Origin of the sequence: Kribbella sp. CA-247076 (genome assembly GCF_050942445.1) — a bacterium.
GTDB lineage: Bacteria > Actinomycetota > Actinomycetes > Propionibacteriales > Kribbellaceae > Kribbella.
In genome coordinates this window covers 852238-868287 of the sequence record NZ_CP192051.1, presented here as the reverse complement: position 1 = coordinate 868287, position 16050 = coordinate 852238, and the positions used below count along the sequence as shown (strand labels likewise).

The window sequence follows — 16050 nt, the reverse complement described above, 5'->3', positions numbered from 1 at the left end:
GCTTGATCCAGGTGACGCTGGGGCGTTGCAGCGGTGGTACGAGCTGGTGGTGGCGGTAGGCGGGGCGGATCAGCCGGGGTTTCCGGTGGCTAGGCGGCGGGGGTTTGGGGGTGCCTTGCCGGGGGTGGAGCGGGAGGTGGCGTTGGTCTGGGAGGGCGAGCGGGTGGTGGGGGCTGCGGATTGTCAGTTGCCGCAGGCGGAGAACCGCGCCGTTCTGTTTCTGGATCTGGTGGTGCACCCCGAGTTCAGGTGTCGTGGGATCGGGTCCAGGTTGCTCAACGAGGTCGATGCGATTGCGCAGCGGCACGACCGGACGCTGATCGAGGTGCAGGTGGAGAGGGATGCCGCCGGGTTTCGGTATCTGACGAAGCGCGGGCATCAGCCCGGGGCGACCAGCATCAGGTCCATCTGCAAACTCAGCGGACGAGCAACAGCGAGCCTCGCCGACGGATACGAGCTCGTGCAGTGGCGGGACTTCGCGCCGGAGGAGATCGTCGACGATGTCGCTGCACTCCAGAGCCGGCTCATGGTCGACGCACCCAGCGGCGATCTCACCGTCGAGCAGCAGGTGTACGACGCCGAACGCGTACGCCGCCAAGAGAAATCGGAGCACGCTCGCGGGCACCGCTCGTACTCGACCGCGGCCCGGCACGTCGCGACCGGGCATATCGTCGCGCGGACCAAACTGGCGTTCGAGACGGACGACGACACGCATGCGCGCCAGCGGATCACGATCGTCGAGCCGGCGCACCGAGGCCGGCGTCTGGGGCTGGCCGTGAAGTCGGCCAACCACGCGTACGCGAAGGCACAGGAGCCGGCGCTGCAGGTCGTCGAGGCGTGGAACTCCGAGGACAACACGCACATGCGCGCGGTCAACGCGGCCCTCGGCTTCGAGCCCGTGGACCGCTGGTCGGTGTTCCAGCTCCCGGTGCCGGCTACGTCCGGTGCCAGGGCGTGAGCTTCGACGGGTTGAGCACGATGTAGACGGTCTCGATCTCGGTCGGCGTCGTGGTCAGGCTGATGACGGCGATCGCCTGGGTCGTCTGGCGCAGGATCAGCCCGGGATGGCCGTTGACCGGTTCGGTGGTCAGGTGGCAGCCAGGGTGGCGGGTCAACAATCTGGCTGCGTAACTGGCGACCTCGTCGGCGCCACGCACCGGATGCGGGGTCGTTCTCAGGTGGCCGCCGGTGTCGGTGACGAGCGTGGCGTCGGAGGCCAGCGTCGCACGCACTCCGGGTACGTCGCCCGTCGTACAGGCCAGCGCGAAGCGGTGCACCAAAGGGTCCACCGGCTCGAAGCCGTCGGGGTTGATCGTGCTGGCGAGGTGGGTCAGCCAGGAGCGTGGCTCGACCACGTCGCGTTCGGCCGGGGCGAGGGCGTACCAGCGGCGATACGTCTCCTGGACGACCTGCTCTGCGGTCGCCCGCGACCCGAACCTCCACTGCGCGATCTCGAGTAGGTGTTCGCGCTCCTCGAGCAGTTCGGCGAGTGATGCGGTGACTTCCATGCCGGCCTCAATTCCCGGGGTTTTCGAAGGCGGCGAGCTTCGCCGGGTTCATCTGCCACAGCACCTGTTCGATGCCGGCCGCCGACGCGGTCACGCCGAGCAGGGCGAACGGAACGCCGTCCCGGCGCAGGATCGCGATCGCCTGGCCGTTCGCCGTCGCCAGCTCGACGTCGGCGTCCACCCAGAAACGGTCCGCGAAGGCCTTGTGGTACTTCGCCACCCGCTCCATCCCCACCACCGGGAACCGGGACGCACGGACCACGCCACCGCCGTCGGAGTAGCTGATCGCGTCCTCGGCGAGCAACTGCTCGAGCGCGGCCAGGTCACCCGAACGGGCCGCGGTGACGAACGCACTGAGCAGCTCCCGCTGTTCCTGGCCGGTGACCGGATTGTGCCGCTCGGCCTGGATCCGCTTGCGCGCCCGGCTGACCAGCTGCCGGGTCGCGGTCTCGGTGGACCCGATGATCTCGGCGATCTGCCAGTACGGGTAGTCGAACGCCTCCCGCAGGATGTACGCCGCCCGCTCGGTCGGCGACAGCCGTTCCAGGATGAGCAGTACGGCGAACTCCAGCGCCTCGTTGCGTTCGGCACCCAAGGTCGGATCGGCACTCGTGTCGACCGGCTCCGGCAGCCACGGGCCGACGTACGTCTCCCGCCGTACCCGGGCCGACTGCATCGTGTTGATCGCCAGCCGGGTGACCGCGGTCGCCAGGTACGCCGCCGGGTTCGTCACCGACCCGCGGTCCGCGGTCTGCCACTTCAGCCACACGTCCTGGACCAGGTCCTCGGCCTCGGACGCGCTGCCGAGCATCCGGTACGCGATGCCGAACAGCCGCGGCCGTACCTCGCCGAAGACGGCCGCGGCCTGCTCCAGATCCATCGACGTCATGCTTCGCGGAACGCGATCTCGCGGTGGGTGCCGTCGCACAACGGCTTGTTCGACGAGTGACCGCAGCGGCAGAGCGTCACCCGGTTGCGGGTCTCCTGCGCCTGCCCGTCGGACCGGTGCACCGGCAGTCCGCCGGTGATCCACAGCGCACTCGCCAGACCGTCCTCCTCCTCGAGGACCGCGATCGCCCGCGGCAGATCCGGCTCGATCGTCGCCCCGCCCCGGCTCAACGCGTAGCTGTACGACCCCGAGGGGCAATGATCGATCCGTCCCATGACCTCGGAGCGTACGTCGCTGTCCCCGGTGTCGGCGAGCATCTTCGCGATCGGCCGCGTCCGCCCGATGCAGAACGCCGCGTGGATGCACAGCTCGCCGACGCGCTGCGCGGAGATGCCGATCCCGTCGTGCACGTGCTGGAGCTCGCGGTACGGCGGCATCGGTGTGGCCTCCTTGCCGTCGAAGCCGATCACCCCGTGCGTCCCGTCGCAGAACGGCTTCGAACCCGACCGGCCACACCGGCAGAGCGCGTACGTCGCCTCGGTCTCGAGCGCCGGCCCGGTCTGCCAGGTCAGCGCGTCGTTGTCCGCGGAGACGATTTTGCGCTTGCGTCGCAGGGGCACGCCGCCGTAGACGACGTACGGACCGTTCGGCAGTACGGCGACCCGCTCGGACGGACCGATCGCCCACGGCCGGGCCGCCGGCGGGACGTAGTCGAAGGTCGGCCCGGCCGTGAAGCCGTCGCCGTCAGGCATCCGCATCAGAGTCGACGCCTGCTCCTTGAGCACAAACATGGTGCCGATGGCAACGGACAGCATCCGCGGGCTGCCGTTGAAGGTCTGCTCGAGCAGGTGCAGCACCAGGCTGTACGTCTGATTGACCTCCTCCTGTGCGACCCGGATCGGATGGCCCTCGGGATGATCGGTCAGCCGCGGGTTCGGCCGCATCGGGAGTACGCCGTCCACGTCGAAGCCGATCGCCTCGCCGGACGGCCCGGAGGTGGGGGTGTCACCGCGCTGGTACCGGCGGCCGAGCTTGAGCTCCTGGAAGCGGTAGAAGTGACCGACCTCGTCCCGCTCCGGGTGGAACATGTCCGCATCCCCGTCCCAGACCTCGCCGCGCGCCGTACCCTCGCCCTGCTCGACGATCTCCTCCAGCGCTTCGAGCGCGGTCGCGAGGCTGTCGACCACGATCAGCCGGCCGCCGCTGTGCCGGAAGTGGGCGTCGCTCACCTGCCGGGCCGGATCGCCGGTGAAGACCGCGTCCTCCCCCAGCGAGGCGCACAGCGACCGCAGCCCGTGCTCGACCGCGTCGTAGAACTGTCCGATGGTCTCGTAGTTGTCGTCCTCCGGCGGCGCGCTCGGGGGCGCCGGGCGCTCGATCGCGAGGAACATCTCCAGCGCTTCCGGACCGAACGGACCGAGCGAGAGCTCCAGTGCTCCGTGCGGCATCCGGCGCGGATGCGGCGGCAACAGCTCAGGCGCGTCCACGCGCGGACTGCCACCGACGGCGTTCAGGATGTTGGCCACGAGCGCGAGGTGCAGCATCTCCTCGGAGAACACGCTGCTGACGACCTGGACAGCCTCCGGATTCCGCTCCGGGTCAAGCGAGTAGAGCGCGCAGAGGTACGGCGGCAGCGTCGCGTGCTCCAACTCGACCGCCCACTGCAGGTGCTCACGGAGACTCTCCATCGTCCACTTCATGCGGTGCTCCCCAGGTTGGTGGCATGGATCAGTTGCATCGAGAGCTCTCCGTCGTCGAGCAGGTCGGCCAGCCTGCTGGTCTGCCGGGCGGCGAGGGCGTACGCCTGGCTCGCGCTGTGCCGGGCCTCGACGATCGCGGCGACCTCCTGCGCTCGCCGGGTCCACGACCGCGGCACCTCGGCGGGCCGGTCGATCTGCTCCACCACCTCGAATCCCGCGTCACCGAGGAGCGCGTCGAGCTCCGCCTGCGCCGGGAAGTGGTTGCCGTCCGGGAGCCGGCGCAGACGTTTGCCACGCGCAACGACCACGATCAGGCCGAGCGCGCCGCCGGGAACGAGGACCCGGTGGATCTCCCGCAGCAGCGACGCCTTCTCCTCGACCGTGCACAGTACGCCGAGACACCACGCGGCATCGACCGACGCCGTACGCAAGGGAATCCAACGGCCGTCGGCGAGGACGACGGGCAGGCCGAACAACGTCGACGCGGCCCGGCACGCGGCGGGCATCGGCTCCAGCAGGACGGGCCTGACACCGAACCGCTCGGCCGCCCACGCGGCAGGTCCGCCGACGCCGGCACCGACGTCGAGCAACCGCATCCCCCGGGACAGTTCACACGCCTCGGCCAGCCAGGCGAGCGCGATCGGGCTGGCACTGCCCCGGCACGCCGCCGGGATCGCGTACCGGTCACCGAGGTCCCGTACGGCGTCCGCCGTCCACCCGGCCACGTCGTCGAACTCGGCGACCATCGCCGCCGCCGTCATCATCGTCTCCGGCGGTCGATCAGGACCGCGGCGCGCGACGATCCTTGCGCTGGGCAAGTTCCTCCTCGGGCACCAGGACGAACATCTCCTGGTCCGGCGCACACAGCATGGTCACCGTGAAACGCACCGGCTGGTCGTCGCGGTTGTTGCCGTCCTGGTAGTGGATGACGTCGCCGCCGGGCTCCCAGAAGACCTCACCGGCCTTGATCACCCGTTCGGGCTCACCCTCCAGCTCGAAGACCATCTCGCCTTCCAGCACGTAGCCGAACGCCGGCCCGGAGTGCCGGTGCGGAGGCGCACCCGGGTCACCCGGCGGGTACTCGACCACCACCGTCATCGCGTGCGCACCCTCCGGGACCTCGGGCGGCGTCACCTCCTGCAACACGGTGAGTGCTGTCTGCCACGCCGTCGACCTGGTTCCCATGGCGAATCTCCCGTCGTCGCTGCCGTCCACTCGCCAGCTAAGACAGACCAGCATCGCGCCCTGTGACAGGTCCGCCGGTCACAAACGCACGGGCTGTCAGGTCTGTGTAGGCGACAATCCGCATTTCCTAAGGAGTTTCCGAATGAACGACCAAGGTCCTGTCGTCGTCCTCGTGCACGGCGCGTTCGCCGATGCGAGCAGCTGGAACGGCGTGGTCCAGCGACTGCTCGAGCGCTCGGTCGACGTCGTCGCCGTCGCCAACCCGCTGCGCAGCCTGTCCGGCGACGCGGCGTACGTCCGGGACGTCGTCGCGGGGATCGGCCGGCCCGTGCTGCTGGTCGGTCACTCGTACGGCGGCATGGTGATCACCGAGGCCGCGGCGGACAACGAGAACGTGGTCGGCCTGGTGTACGTCGACGCCTTCGCCCCGGACCACGGCGAGACCGCCTTCGCGCTCTCGGGCAAGTTCCCCGGCAGCACGCTCGGCGACACGCTCAACGTCTACCCGGTCGCGGGCGGCAACGAGCTCGCGATCCGCCAGGACGTCTTCCAGCAGCAGTTCTGCGCCGACGTCCCGGCCGGCGAGGCCGCCCTGATGGCCGTCACCCAGCGTCCGGTCACCGAGGCCGCGCTGACCGAGGGGCTGGCGGCCGAGACGGCGGCGTGGAAGCTGCTGCCGTCCTGGTTCGTGTTCAGCGACGCCGACCGCAACATCCCGGTCGCGCTGCACCGGTGGCTGGCCGAGCGGGCCGGCGCGAAGGGCAGCAAGGAGATCGCCGGCGCCTCCCACGCCCTCAGCGTCTCCGAGCCGGCCGCGGTCACCGCGACCATCCTGGAAGCGCTCGGCAAGTAGGCGCACGTACCCACCGAACCCCTGCCGGACACCTCGGCAGGCGCCCCGGCAGGGGTTCGGTGATCCGCCGGTCCGTGGACCGCGCTCGCGGGGGTTGATCCCATCGGTTAAGGTCGAATGAGCCGCGGGAGCTCACGCCAAGTGGGCTGAGAGGGCGACTGACGACGGCGTCGCCGACCGCTGAACCTGACTCGGGTAATTCCGGCGTAGGGAGGAAGCGCATGTACGACGTCTGGGTCAACGGCACCGCGACGAGTGTCCCGCCGGACCGGTCGGTGGCCGAGCTCGTCCGCGAGTACTCCGACCGCGAGACCGGTATCGCGGTCGCGGTCAACCAGACCGTGCTCACCCGGGCCGAGTGGGCCGGCACACTGCTCACGGACGGCGACCGGGTCGAGATCGTCTCCGCGGTGCAGGGAGGCTGACGACATGGACGACCCACTGGAGCTCGGTGGCCGGACGTACTCCTCCCGGCTCATCATGGGGACGGGCGGCGCCGCGAACCTCGAGGTGATGGAGGAGGCGTTGGTTGCCTCCGGCACCCAACTCACCACGGTCGCGATGCGCCGGCTCGGCACCGGCCACGAGGGCTCGATCCTCGACGTACTGAAGAAGCACGGGATCGACGTGCTGCCGAACACGGCCGGTTGCCACACCGCGGCCGAGGCGGTGCTGACCGCGAAGCTGGCCCGGGAGGCGCTGGAGACCGACCTGATCAAGGTCGAGGTGGTCGCCGACGACCACCTACTGATGCCGGATCCGGTCGAGCTGCTGGACGCCGTGGACGCGCTGGTCGCGGACGGCTTCACCGTGCTGCCGTACACCAACGACGACCCGATCCTGGCCCGCCGGCTCGAGCAGGCCGGGTGCGCCGCGGTGATGCCATTGGCGGCGCCGATCGGGTCCGCGCTCGGCATCCGCAACCCGCACAACCTCGCCCTGATCGTCGAGGCCGCGAACGTCCCGGTCATCGTCGACGCCGGCATCGGTACGGCGAGCGACGCCGCGCTGGCGATGGAGCTCGGCTGCGCCGCCGTCATGCTCGCCACCCCGGTCACCCGGGCCGAGAAGCCCGCCCTGATGGCCGCCGCCATGCGCGACGCGGTCACCGCCGGCCGAGCCGCCCGCCAAGCCGGCCGAGTCCCCCGCCGCTACCACTCAGCCCTCCCCTCCTCCCCCATCACCGGCCTGCCGTCGTTCTGAGTCAGGCAAGGAACTCCTCGGCCGTGGTGACCCGGCCGAGGACCTTCGCCGTCGCGGCCGGATCCGCGGACACCGGGTTGACCGCCAGCCAGCGCCACATCGTGGTGAGGTCCTTGCCGACGAACCGCTCGAACAGCCAGACGGGCATCGGGAAGCCGCGCGGCGACCGTCCCTTGACCGCGGACCAGGCCCGGCGCAGCTCGTCGATCGACCGGAACTCCGCCGCCAGCGGGACCTCCGCGCCGACGTACACGGCAGGCTCGGCGAAGGCCCGGGCTGCGATCGCGCCGAGGTCGTCGACGGCCAGCCACGGGATCAGCGTGTGCTCACCGGCCAGCTTGGGCATCAGCCGCCAGGTCGAGACCGGCGGGTAGAAGTCCTTGTCGGTCATGAGTTCCATGAAGGCCATCGGCCGGAGCACGGTCAGCGGAACGTCCAACGACCGCAGGTAGTCGGCGATGATCAGCTTCGCCTCCCACGAGTCGACCCCGGTGCCGCGCAGGCCCGGGCCGGCCGAGCCGTAGACGACGTGCCGTACGTCGCTCGCCCGCGCCGCGTCGGCCACGTTCTTGCCCTGTCGGATCTCGCCCTCGTGTCCGGCGGTCAGGGAGTTCTGCACGCTGTACACGCCGTACGCGCCCTCGAACACCCGGCGCAACGAGTCGGCGTCCGCCATGTCGCACTGCGCGACGTCGGCACCGGCCGCGCGGAGCGCGTTGCTGGCCGCTGACGTCGGCTTCCGGGTGAGGGCGCGCACGCGCCAGCCGTCAGCGAGCAGGTGCCGGGCAACCGCTCCGCCCTGACGTCCTGTTGCCCCCAGCACTGCGATGACCCCGTTGTGCTCCATCCCGGCCCCCTACGCACAGGCTAGGACTGCAGAAGTCTGGCGGCCAGGGTTGGGGGTTCGGTGGGGGTGAGGGGGCGGTCCAGGAGGAGGGCGGTTAGGGAAAGGGACAGTTTCTGGTCGGGGTGGAGGGTTAGCGGGGATTGCCAGGCCAGGGCGGGGCCGGCGCCGGTGTAGCGGGTGGCGCGGAGGAACCAGGGGTGGACGGTGCCGGGTTGGACGAGGAGCAGGGTGGTGGCGGTGTCGGCGTGGTGCTGGACGAAGGCCAGCCAGGGGCTGAGGGAGCCGTAGGCGGCGTCGACTCCTTCGCCGTCCTGGCTCAGGACGACGGTGCTGTCGGCGGACGGGAGTCGCCAGAAGATGCCGCCGTACCCCACGCCGGGTCGGCCCGCCGTGGCCGGGCTGTCGATGTGGATCGGGCCGTAGGAGGCGATGAGTACGCTGTTCCAGTCGAGGCGCCAACCACCTTCGGCCAGTGAGCCGCTGAGGCGCCGGCGTTCGACCAGTTGCGGTCGGCCTTGTTCGTCGTACCAGGTCAGGTCGTCGGTGAGCGTGTTGCCGGGGTCGGCGTCGACGGTGACGCTGCGGCTGCGTTGCTGGCCGTGGTTCGCCAGCAGGGTCGGACCGCGGTCCGGGAGGAAGGTACGGCCACCCCAGTGCGAGGTCCCGTTGACCCCGGCGACGGCGAGCGAGACGCCGTAGTGGTGGCGGTGGTCGACCGGGCTCACCTCGGTCAGTGGAGTCCCGTTGAGCGTGCGCACGGGATGCAGGTACGGACGCGGCGAATGCACCTGCGGCATCCGCTGACCGAACTCGTAGTGCGCGAGCAGTGCGGCCTCCGACCGCAGTACGAAGATGTCGCCCTGCTGCTGCCACCGGACCGGTCCTAGCCGTCCCTGTACGTCGCCACCCGGCAACCGGGTCGTCTGCGGCACCGGCCCGGTGCTCGCCCGCAACGCGAACCGCAGATCCGGTACGTCGTCCAGCGCACCCTCGGACCCCGCGATCTGCGAGTACAACACCCGCCAGGCCAGCTCTCCCAGCCCCTGCTGCGGCACCCGCACGGTCGTCAGCGACGGTACGGCGAACCGCGACAACCCGATGTCGTCCATCCCTGCCACGGACAGATCGGCCGGTACGGCGACGCCGACCTCGTTGAGCCGGGCCAGCAGCCCGAACGCGACCAGATCGTTGAACGCGACCACTGCCGTGACCCGCGACTCGAGGACGCGCTCGACCGCGGCGTACCCGTCCTCGATCGACGAACCGCACTCCAGGCGGACGATCTCGAGCCCGGCGATCTGTCGCTCGGCCTTCGCGAGCGAGCGCAGGCGGTCCGTGTTCGACGCGCTGCCGACCGGGCCGGCCAGATACGCGAGCCGCCGGTGGCCGTGCCCGACCAGGTGGTCGACGACGATCCGTACGGCCCGGCCGAAGTCGACGCCGACGGAGGGCACGTCGGGCGGTCCCTGGCGGTTGACCAGGACGACCGGCTTCACCTCCGGCAGCAGGTCGAGCAGGCTCTTCTCGGCCAGCCGGGGCGAGACCATGATGAGCGCGTCGCACCGGCGCCGGGCCTCCACCGCGATCTCCGCCTCGGCCAGCGGGTCCTCGTCGGTCTCGGCGACCAGGACCTGGTAGCCGGCCGCGGCCGAGGCGTTCGTGATCCCGCGCATGATCTGCTGGAACAGCGGGTTGCCGAGATCCGGGACCACCAGCGCGACCATGTTCGTCCGGCCGAGGGACAAGTTGCGGGCGAGGTCGCTGGGCCGGTAGTTCAGCCGGTCGGCGGCGGCCCGGACGCGTTCGGCGATCTCCGGCGCGACCGTGGCGGCCCCGTTCATCACCCGGGACACGGTTGCCCGCGACACCGCCGCCGCCCGCGCGACGTCGGCGATCGTGATCGAGCCCTTCGGTGTCCTGCCCATCCAACTCCCATCGGGAAACCGCCTTCCGCATCGTAGTCCGAGCACTGCTGTCCACGCCCGGCCTGTGCTTGTCTTGCGGCCATGACGACAGGTGCCGGCGACGCTCAGCGGACAGGTCCCAGCTCGGCAGGCGTGAGACCGACCACGCTCGGCGGGTACGACGACTGGCCCGGCTTCCTCCGGGACGCGGCTCCGCTGACCGGGGACGAGCTGACCGCGCGGACCGCCCGACTCCTCGGCGTACCCGGACCGCCCGCGCCGCCTTTGGTGCGGATTGTTGACAGTTGGCAATCGGACGATGTCCACGGGCAGGTGCTCGAGTGGAGCACCGGGTTCGGCCCGGCGACCCGCGCCTGGCTTCTGCGTCCGCACGACAGCCGCAGCCCGAGTCCGGCGTTGCTCGGGCTGCACAGCCATGGCGGCGTGAAGTCGGTCGGCGCCGAGCGGATGGTCGAGACTCCCCAGCCGAGCGCCGGCGCGGTCAAGCTCCGGCGCGAGTACTACGAGGACCGCGCCGTCGCCAACACGCTGGCCCGCGCGGGCTTCGTGGTCCTGTGCCACGACGCGTTCGCCTGGGCCTCCCGCCGGTTCGACCTGGATCCGTTGCCGCACCGGTTGCGCGAGGTGATGACGACGTACGAGAGGGCCTGGCAAGCGGCGGGCCACTCACCCGATCCCGACGAGTGGTACGACGCAGCCGCCGCCCATCACGAGCACACGATCGCGAAGGCCGCAGGCCTCCTCGGTACGTCGTTCGCCGGCATGGTCGCGTACGACGACCTCGTCGCGCTGAGCGTGTTACGCGAGCTCGACGGCGTCGACGCGGGGCGGATCGGCGTGTTCGGGTTCTCGGGCGGTGGTGGACGCGCGGCCCACCTGACCGCCCTGGATCCCGGCATCCGCGCCTCGGCGATCGTCTGCATGATGACAACCAGGGCGTCACTCGTCCCGGCGTACCTCGACGCTCATTCCTGGCTGTTCACCACGCCCGGGCCGCTGCGCGACCTCGACCCTCCGTCGCTGACCGCCGGTCGCGCCCGGCACCATCAGCTCGTCGTCTACGCCGAGGACGACCACCTCTTCCTGCCCGACGGCATGCGTGCCGCCGACCGCGAGCTCACCGAACGCTTCCGCCACGGCCCGGGCTCCTACCGGTCCCTCGTCCTCCCCGGCCCGCACCGCTTCGACCGCGAGATGCAGGACGCGGTCGGAAACTTCTTCGCCGAAGTGCTGTCGGCGGAGTAAGAATGGCCGCACAACCAGCCGGGAGGAACTCTTGAGCAAGCTCTCTCACCCCACACCCGAAGGCGTCGCGGCGGGGAACGGGTACAGCCACGTGGTGACCGGGCCGGGGCAGTGGGTGGCGATCGCCGGCCAGGTCGCGTTGGATGCCGACGGCAACTTTGTCGGCGTGGGCGACCCCGACGCGCAGGCGCGGCAGGTGTTCGCGAACCTGGACAGCTGCCTGCGAGCGGCCGGTGCGACCTTCGCCGACGTGGTGAAGCTGAACTTCTACGTCACCGACATCGCCCACCTGCCGGCGATCCGGACCGCGCGGGACGAGTACGTCGACACCGCCAACCCACCCGCGAGCACCGCGGTCCAGGTCGTCGCCCTGTTCAAACCCGAGGCCCTCCTCGAGATCGAGGCGTACGCCGTCGTCTAACGCAACAGATCCACCGCCACCCGGGCGGCTTCGCCGATCGCCGCGTCGACCCGCGGCTGGCGGAGGTCACCGCGAGCAGCCAACGTGTACACGGCGACCGCGAACGCCGCCCCGCCCGGCAGCGTGACCACCCCGACCTCGTGCCGCAGGGCTCCGAAGGTGCCGGTCTTCCCGGCGACGCGTACGCCGTCGTGCGGGAAGCCGGACGCCATCCGGTGCTGGAAGATCTGCCGGTGCATCGTCGTCTTCACGAAGTCCGTCTGCTCGGCCGACAGCAACTCGCCCGCCCACAACCGTCGCAGCAGGAACGTCATGTCGCGCGGGCTGCTCGCCGACCCGTTGGCCGCCTCGTAGACACCGGCCGGATCGGTGCGGTCGTTGTCGGCGAGCACGGCGAGCGCCGCGTTCGGGTCGTCCAGACCCGTCCGCCGCTGCAGGTCACGCAGGTTCGCCGCGGTCCCCCGCCGTACCCAGGTCCGTCGCAGGCCGAACGACTCGAGCAGCTCCGCCAACCGGCGCAGCCCGACCAACTCCAGCAACGCGTCGGCCGAGGCGTTGTCCGACACCGTCATCATCGACACCGCCAGGTCCCGCAGTGACATCGTCACCGGATCCGCCAGCACCGAGAGCCCGGTCGGCCCGGCGGTCCGCTCCGCCGGATCCAACGTCAGTCGCGCCACCGGATCGAGCTCCCCCAGATCCACCAGCCGGCAGAACCCGGCCAGCAACGGCAGCTTGTACACCGACGCCATCGGTACGACGCCGTCCGCGTCCACCTCGACCGTGTCCGCCGGCGACTCCAGCGCGACCGCGTGCAGCCAACCGCGGACGCCGGCGTCGTCGAAGACGGCCTTGATCCGCGCGTTCACGGCACCACCAGCGCGTTCGTCAGGTCCGCCATCACGTCGGCCGGCCGCAGGAACGGCGTACGCGTCCGGGACCACACCAACCGCAACCGCACCGGCAACGGATCGTCGACCAGGCGATGCCGGCCGACGCCCGGCGCGGTCAACGACGGATCCGCCGTCACCACCAGCGCCTGGCCCGCCGCGGCCATCGCCAGCCCGGCCCGCTCGTCGGTGACCACGACGGTCCCGCCGTCCGGCCGGTGCAACGCCAGCGTGTCCAGGAACAGATCGCGGGCCGCCGGCGCCTCCGCCCGCGGCCGGACCGCGACCGGCAGGCCACTCAACTGCCGCAGCTTCACCTCATCGCCGTCGTCCGGCACGACGGCCGTCGGCACCAGCGCGCACGTCGGCAGCAACGTCACCGGCCCGGCCTCGAGCCCGTCCAGCACGGCGGGATGCAGTACGACGGCCAGCGTCAGCCGGCCCGCGGACACCTGACCGACCAGCGAACTCGTCGGCGCGGACACCACCGTCACCCGGCTCCCCGGGATCGCCGCCCCGCACGCCGCCGCCACCGCGGCACCGGCCGACGGCGGGACCTCCGGCGCCAGCCCGAGCCTGATCTCCGGGCCCTCCGGATCACGGGCGACGGCGGCCTGGTGCAACTCCTCGATCGAGGTCAGCGCCCGCCGCGCGTACGGCAGCAGCGCCGCCCCGGCCGGGGTCAGCTCCACCCGGCCCTGTCCGCGCTCGAACAGCTTCGCGCCGACGAGCGCCTCCAGCCGCCGCAGCCCCTGCGACAGCGGCGGCTGGGTGATGCCGACCGCCCGCGCGGCGTCCCCGAAGTGCTGCTCCTCGGCCAGCGCGATGAAGATCTGCAGGTGACGTTCGGTCAGCATGGACCCTGCTGACCTGCGGCGATATGTCCCGGCAATCGCTTCATGCCCGAGAGCATATTCGACACGCCACGTCCGGCTCGCCTTGACTGTGGTCTCCGGTACGACGAGAGGAGACGGCGTGAAGGTGAGTCGCAGAGGAATCATCACGGGGGCGGCCGCGGCCGGTGCCGCCGGAGTCGTCGGCGTGGCGACCCGCGGCGAGGCAGCGACCGCGGAGCCGGCGACGGCGACGGCGACGGCGGCCCAGGAACGACAGACCGTCGAGCTGACCTGGCTCGGCACGCACGCGTGGCAGATCCGCTCCGGGAAGCACATCGTGCTGACCGATCCGTGGATCACCCGGTTCAAGACCGGCACGTTCGCCCCCGAGGGCGCGGACCCGAAGACGAAACTGGTGATCAAGCCGGAGGTCGTCGACCGCTACATCTCCACGGCCGACGCGATCCTCGTGCACCACGGGCACTACGACCACATCGCCGACGTCCCGTACGTCGCGAAGAAGACGCAGGCGACCGTTCTCGGCACCGAGTCGCACGTCAACATGCTGACGGCGATGCGGACCCCGGCCGAGCTCCTGTCCCCCGTCCGCGGCGGCGAGTACCTCCCGTTCGAGGGGTTCACCGTCGAGGTCTTCCCGTCCCTGCACTCGTGCGGCGGACGCCACCACACCTACGCGTACCCGGGCTACCGGCTGGACGGCGTACCGCCGCGGCCGCGGGTGATCGAGGACCTGCTCGAGGGCGGCACGCTCGCGTACGTGATCACCATCGGCGGCGTCCGGATCCTCAGCCTAAGTACGGCGAATTTCGACCCGAACGCCCTGCGCGACCTGCAGGTGGACGTCGTCCTCGCCGCCCCGGGTGGCGAGCCCGGCATCACCGACCGGCTGCTGCGGACGATCAAGCCGGTGCGGAAGGTCGTCGCGACCCACTGGGACGACTTCGACCTCCCGCTGGACAAGCCCGGCGTGCCCTGGACCGACCTGACCCCGCTGCGCACCTCGGTCGAGAAGACCGGCGCGGAGTTCGTCGTCCTGGACCACCTGGAGAAGCTCACGCTCTGACCATGCTATGACCACAGACCTAGCCGGTCTGGGCGCTACCTACCCAGACCGGCCACCGTGTCCGCGAGCAGATCGATGCCCTCAGCAACCGCCTTGACCGTCAGGCTGCCGTACCCGAACACCAGCCCCGGCCGGCCCTCGTCCATCCAGTACGGCGCCAACCCGTAGACCCCGAGACCTCGCTCCAGCGCCGCCGCGCTCACCGCACTCTCGGACATCCCCGGCGGCAGCCACGTCAGCACGTGCAACCCGGCCGACACCCCGACCGGCACCAGCTCCGGCAGCCGGGCCGCCATCCGGTCGACCAGCGTGTCCCGGAGCAGCCGGTAGTGCGGCCGCATCCGGCGCAGGTGCCGGTCGAACTCGCCGCGCGCGACGAAGTCCGCGAACGCCAACTGCTCCAGCACCGGCGACCCGCGGTCGTCCACCAGCTTCGCGTCGGACATGGGTCCGACCAGCCGGGGCGGCAGGATCAGCCAGCCGAGCCGCAGCCCCGGAGCCAGGGTCTTGCTCGCGGTCCCGGCGTACGCGACCCGGTCGGGCGCCAGACCCTGCATCGCGCCGATCGGCTCCCGGTCGTACCGGTACTCCGCGTCGTAGTCGTCCTCGATCACCAGCGCGTCCCGCCGTACCGCCCAGGCCACCAGCGCCGCCCGCGTCTCGGCCGACGCCACCGCGCCGGTCGGGAACTGGTGCGCGGCCGTGACCAGGACGACGTCCGCCCCGGACTGCTCGAGGACGTCGACGTCGATCCCGGTCTCCAGCACGGGTACGCCGACCACCTCGAGCCCGGCCGTGGTGGCGACGTCCCGCAACTCGTTGTCCGACGGGTCCTCGACCGCGAGCCGCCGGTAGCCGTGCTTGGCCAGGACCTGCAGCAGCAACCGCGATCCTTGGGCGAAGCCGTTGCAGATCAGCATGTTCTCCGGCCGCGCCGCCGTACCGCGGACCCGGTTGAGGTAGTCCGCCAGCGCGTGCCGGAGCTCGAGCGTCCCGCGGCCGTCGAGGTAGGCCAGGCTCAGGTGCGGCATCTCGTTCAGCACCTTGCGCAGGGACCGCAGCCAGGCCGCACGCGGAAACTGCGTGACGTCCGGCTTGCTGTACTTGAAGTCGATTCGCGGCGGGGATGCGGTGCGGGGTGCGGTCGCGGAGGCTTCGACCACGGCGATGTCCGCGACCTGGGTGTAGCCGCCACCCCGGCTGACCAGATATCCCTCGGCGACGAGTTGCTGGTAGGCCTCGACGACCACCCCGCGGGAGAGGCCGAGGTCCTGCGCGAGCGCGCGGGTCGACGGCATCACGGTGTCGGCGCGCATCAGGCCCTGCCGGATCCGGTCCCGGATCGCCTTCTCCAGCTGCTGGTGCAGCGGCACGCCGGCGTCCCGGCGGAGCTCCACCAGCAGCTCGCCGGCCCCGGAACTGGTCCTGATTCGGCTCACGCAACTGGACCTTATCGGAGGGCCG

The 16050-nt window shown here is 71.0% G+C and carries 17 protein-coding genes; 7 read left to right on the top strand and 10 right to left on the bottom strand.

The window, feature by feature from the left end; translation table 11 throughout:
* Positions 1–136: 136 nt before the first annotated feature.
* On the top strand, positions 137–958 hold the full coding sequence (locus ACQPYZ_RS04110; protein ID WP_433165351.1) for a GNAT family N-acetyltransferase: 822 nt from the start codon (positions 137–139) through the stop codon (positions 956–958).
* On the opposite strand, the gene ACQPYZ_RS04105 is transcribed toward ACQPYZ_RS04110, so the two are convergent.
* Genes ACQPYZ_RS04105 through ACQPYZ_RS04085 form a run of 5 tightly spaced genes read right to left on the bottom strand, consistent with a single transcriptional unit; the run spans position 936 to position 5282 of the window.
* On the bottom strand, positions 936–1508 hold the full coding sequence (locus ACQPYZ_RS04105; protein ID WP_433165349.1) for a hypothetical protein: 573 nt from the start codon (positions 1506–1508) through the stop codon (positions 936–938). The two genes, ACQPYZ_RS04110 and ACQPYZ_RS04105, sit on opposite strands and share 23 nt — an antisense overlap.
* 7 nt (positions 1509–1515) lie before the next feature.
* On the bottom strand, positions 1516–2388 hold the full coding sequence (locus tag ACQPYZ_RS04100; RefSeq protein WP_433165347.1) for an RNA polymerase sigma-70 factor: 873 nt from the start codon (positions 2386–2388) through the stop codon (positions 1516–1518).
* Positions 2389–2393: 5 nt separating this feature from the next.
* Entirely contained in the window at positions 2394–4097 is a 1704-nt protein-coding gene (locus ACQPYZ_RS04095) for a ferritin-like domain-containing protein (RefSeq protein WP_433165345.1), read from the bottom strand.
* A complete protein-coding gene (locus ACQPYZ_RS04090; protein WP_433165343.1) occupies positions 4094–4915 on the bottom strand; it encodes a class I SAM-dependent methyltransferase in 822 nt (273 codons plus the stop codon). The genes ACQPYZ_RS04095 and ACQPYZ_RS04090 overlap by 4 nt, the downstream gene beginning before the upstream one ends.
* The gene (locus ACQPYZ_RS04085; RefSeq protein WP_433165341.1) at positions 4878–5282 is read right to left on the bottom strand and encodes a cupin domain-containing protein; all 405 of its coding nucleotides are present in this window, start codon (positions 5280–5282) and stop codon (positions 4878–4880) included. Before ACQPYZ_RS04085 ends, ACQPYZ_RS04090 begins: the two co-directional genes overlap by 38 nt.
* Positions 5283–5424: 142 nt before the next feature.
* On the opposite strand from ACQPYZ_RS04085, the gene ACQPYZ_RS04080 reads away from it, so the two are divergent.
* The 3 genes from ACQPYZ_RS04080 (at position 5425) to ACQPYZ_RS04070 (ending at position 7338) form a co-directional block, all read left to right on the top strand.
* A complete protein-coding gene (locus ACQPYZ_RS04080; protein ID WP_433165340.1) occupies positions 5425–6135 on the top strand; it encodes an alpha/beta fold hydrolase in 711 nt (236 codons plus the stop codon).
* Positions 6136–6356: 221 nt separating this feature from the next.
* Positions 6357–6560: a sulfur carrier protein ThiS gene (thiS, locus tag ACQPYZ_RS04075; RefSeq protein WP_433165338.1), complete on the top strand. Its 204-nt coding sequence runs from the start codon at positions 6357–6359 to the stop codon at positions 6558–6560.
* A gap of 4 nt (positions 6561–6564) precedes the next feature.
* The gene (locus ACQPYZ_RS04070; protein ID WP_433165336.1) at positions 6565–7338 is read left to right on the top strand and encodes a thiazole synthase; all 774 of its coding nucleotides are present in this window, start codon (positions 6565–6567) and stop codon (positions 7336–7338) included.
* Between the two features lies 1 nt (position 7339).
* Here ACQPYZ_RS04070 and ACQPYZ_RS04065 read toward each other — a convergent pair whose 3' ends face one another.
* Both ACQPYZ_RS04065 and ACQPYZ_RS04060 read right to left on the bottom strand, forming a co-directional pair.
* The gene (locus tag ACQPYZ_RS04065; protein ID WP_433165334.1) at positions 7340–8185 is read right to left on the bottom strand and encodes an NmrA/HSCARG family protein; all 846 of its coding nucleotides are present in this window, start codon (positions 8183–8185) and stop codon (positions 7340–7342) included.
* Positions 8186–8205: 20 nt separating this feature from the next.
* Complete coding sequence (locus tag ACQPYZ_RS04060) at positions 8206–10110, bottom strand: DUF6807 family protein (RefSeq protein ID WP_433165332.1); 1905 nt, start codon at positions 10108–10110, stop codon at positions 8206–8208.
* A gap of 132 nt (positions 10111–10242) precedes the next feature.
* Here ACQPYZ_RS04060 and ACQPYZ_RS04055 point away from each other — a divergent pair, with 132 nt between their 5' ends.
* Together ACQPYZ_RS04055 and ACQPYZ_RS04050 are read left to right on the top strand one after the other, a co-directional pair.
* Positions 10243–11355, top strand: coding sequence for a hypothetical protein (locus ACQPYZ_RS04055; RefSeq protein ID WP_433165330.1), 1113 nt, complete (start codon positions 10243–10245; stop codon positions 11353–11355).
* A 31-nt stretch (positions 11356–11386) separates the two neighbouring features.
* Complete coding sequence (locus ACQPYZ_RS04050; protein ID WP_433165329.1) at positions 11387–11776, top strand: RidA family protein; 390 nt, start codon at positions 11387–11389, stop codon at positions 11774–11776.
* Here the strand turns inward: ACQPYZ_RS04050 and ACQPYZ_RS04045 are convergent.
* Positions 11773–12645 (bottom strand): serine hydrolase, encoded by an 873-nt coding sequence (locus ACQPYZ_RS04045; RefSeq protein WP_433165326.1) that lies wholly within the window; start codon positions 12643–12645, stop codon positions 11773–11775. The two genes, ACQPYZ_RS04050 and ACQPYZ_RS04045, sit on opposite strands and share 4 nt — an antisense overlap.
* Positions 12642–13523 carry a LysR family transcriptional regulator gene (locus ACQPYZ_RS04040; protein WP_433165324.1) on the bottom strand — a complete coding sequence of 294 codons (882 nt, stop codon included), beginning with the start codon at positions 13521–13523 and terminating at the stop codon, positions 12642–12644. The genes ACQPYZ_RS04045 and ACQPYZ_RS04040 overlap by 4 nt, the downstream gene beginning before the upstream one ends.
* Positions 13524–13647: 124 nt before the next feature.
* Between ACQPYZ_RS04040 and ACQPYZ_RS04035 the strand changes: the two genes are divergently transcribed.
* Positions 13648–14586: an MBL fold metallo-hydrolase gene (locus ACQPYZ_RS04035; RefSeq protein WP_433165323.1), complete on the top strand. Its 939-nt coding sequence runs from the start codon at positions 13648–13650 to the stop codon at positions 14584–14586.
* A 35-nt stretch (positions 14587–14621) separates the two neighbouring features.
* On the opposite strand, the gene ACQPYZ_RS04030 is transcribed toward ACQPYZ_RS04035, so the two are convergent.
* On the bottom strand, positions 14622–16025 hold the full coding sequence (locus ACQPYZ_RS04030; protein ID WP_433165321.1) for a PLP-dependent aminotransferase family protein: 1404 nt from the start codon (positions 16023–16025) through the stop codon (positions 14622–14624).
* Positions 16026–16050: the final 25 nt, after the last annotated feature.

Coding starts and splice junctions, on each gene's coding strand:
- ACQPYZ_RS04080 (WP_433165340.1), top strand. CDS start 5,425: ATGAACGACCAAGGTCCTGTCGTCGTCCTCGTGCACGGCGCGTTCGCC.
- ACQPYZ_RS04095 (WP_433165345.1), bottom strand. CDS start 4,097: ATGAAGTGGACGATGGAGAGTCTCCGTGAGCACCTGCAGTGGGCGGTC.
- ACQPYZ_RS04070 (WP_433165336.1), top strand. CDS start 6,565: ATGGACGACCCACTGGAGCTCGGTGGCCGGACGTACTCCTCCCGGCTC.
- ACQPYZ_RS04040 (WP_433165324.1), bottom strand. CDS start 13,523: ATGCTGACCGAACGTCACCTGCAGATCTTCATCGCGCTGGCCGAGGAG.
- ACQPYZ_RS04085 (WP_433165341.1), bottom strand. CDS start 5,282: ATGGGAACCAGGTCGACGGCGTGGCAGACAGCACTCACCGTGTTGCAG.
- ACQPYZ_RS04100 (WP_433165347.1), bottom strand. CDS start 2,388: ATGGATCTGGAGCAGGCCGCGGCCGTCTTCGGCGAGGTACGGCCGCGG.
- ACQPYZ_RS04065 (WP_433165334.1), bottom strand. CDS start 8,185: ATGGAGCACAACGGGGTCATCGCAGTGCTGGGGGCAACAGGACGTCAG.
- thiS (WP_433165338.1), top strand. CDS start 6,357: ATGTACGACGTCTGGGTCAACGGCACCGCGACGAGTGTCCCGCCGGAC.
- ACQPYZ_RS04060 (WP_433165332.1), bottom strand. CDS start 10,110: ATGGGCAGGACACCGAAGGGCTCGATCACGATCGCCGACGTCGCGCGG.
- ACQPYZ_RS04105 (WP_433165349.1), bottom strand. CDS start 1,508: ATGGAAGTCACCGCATCACTCGCCGAACTGCTCGAGGAGCGCGAACAC.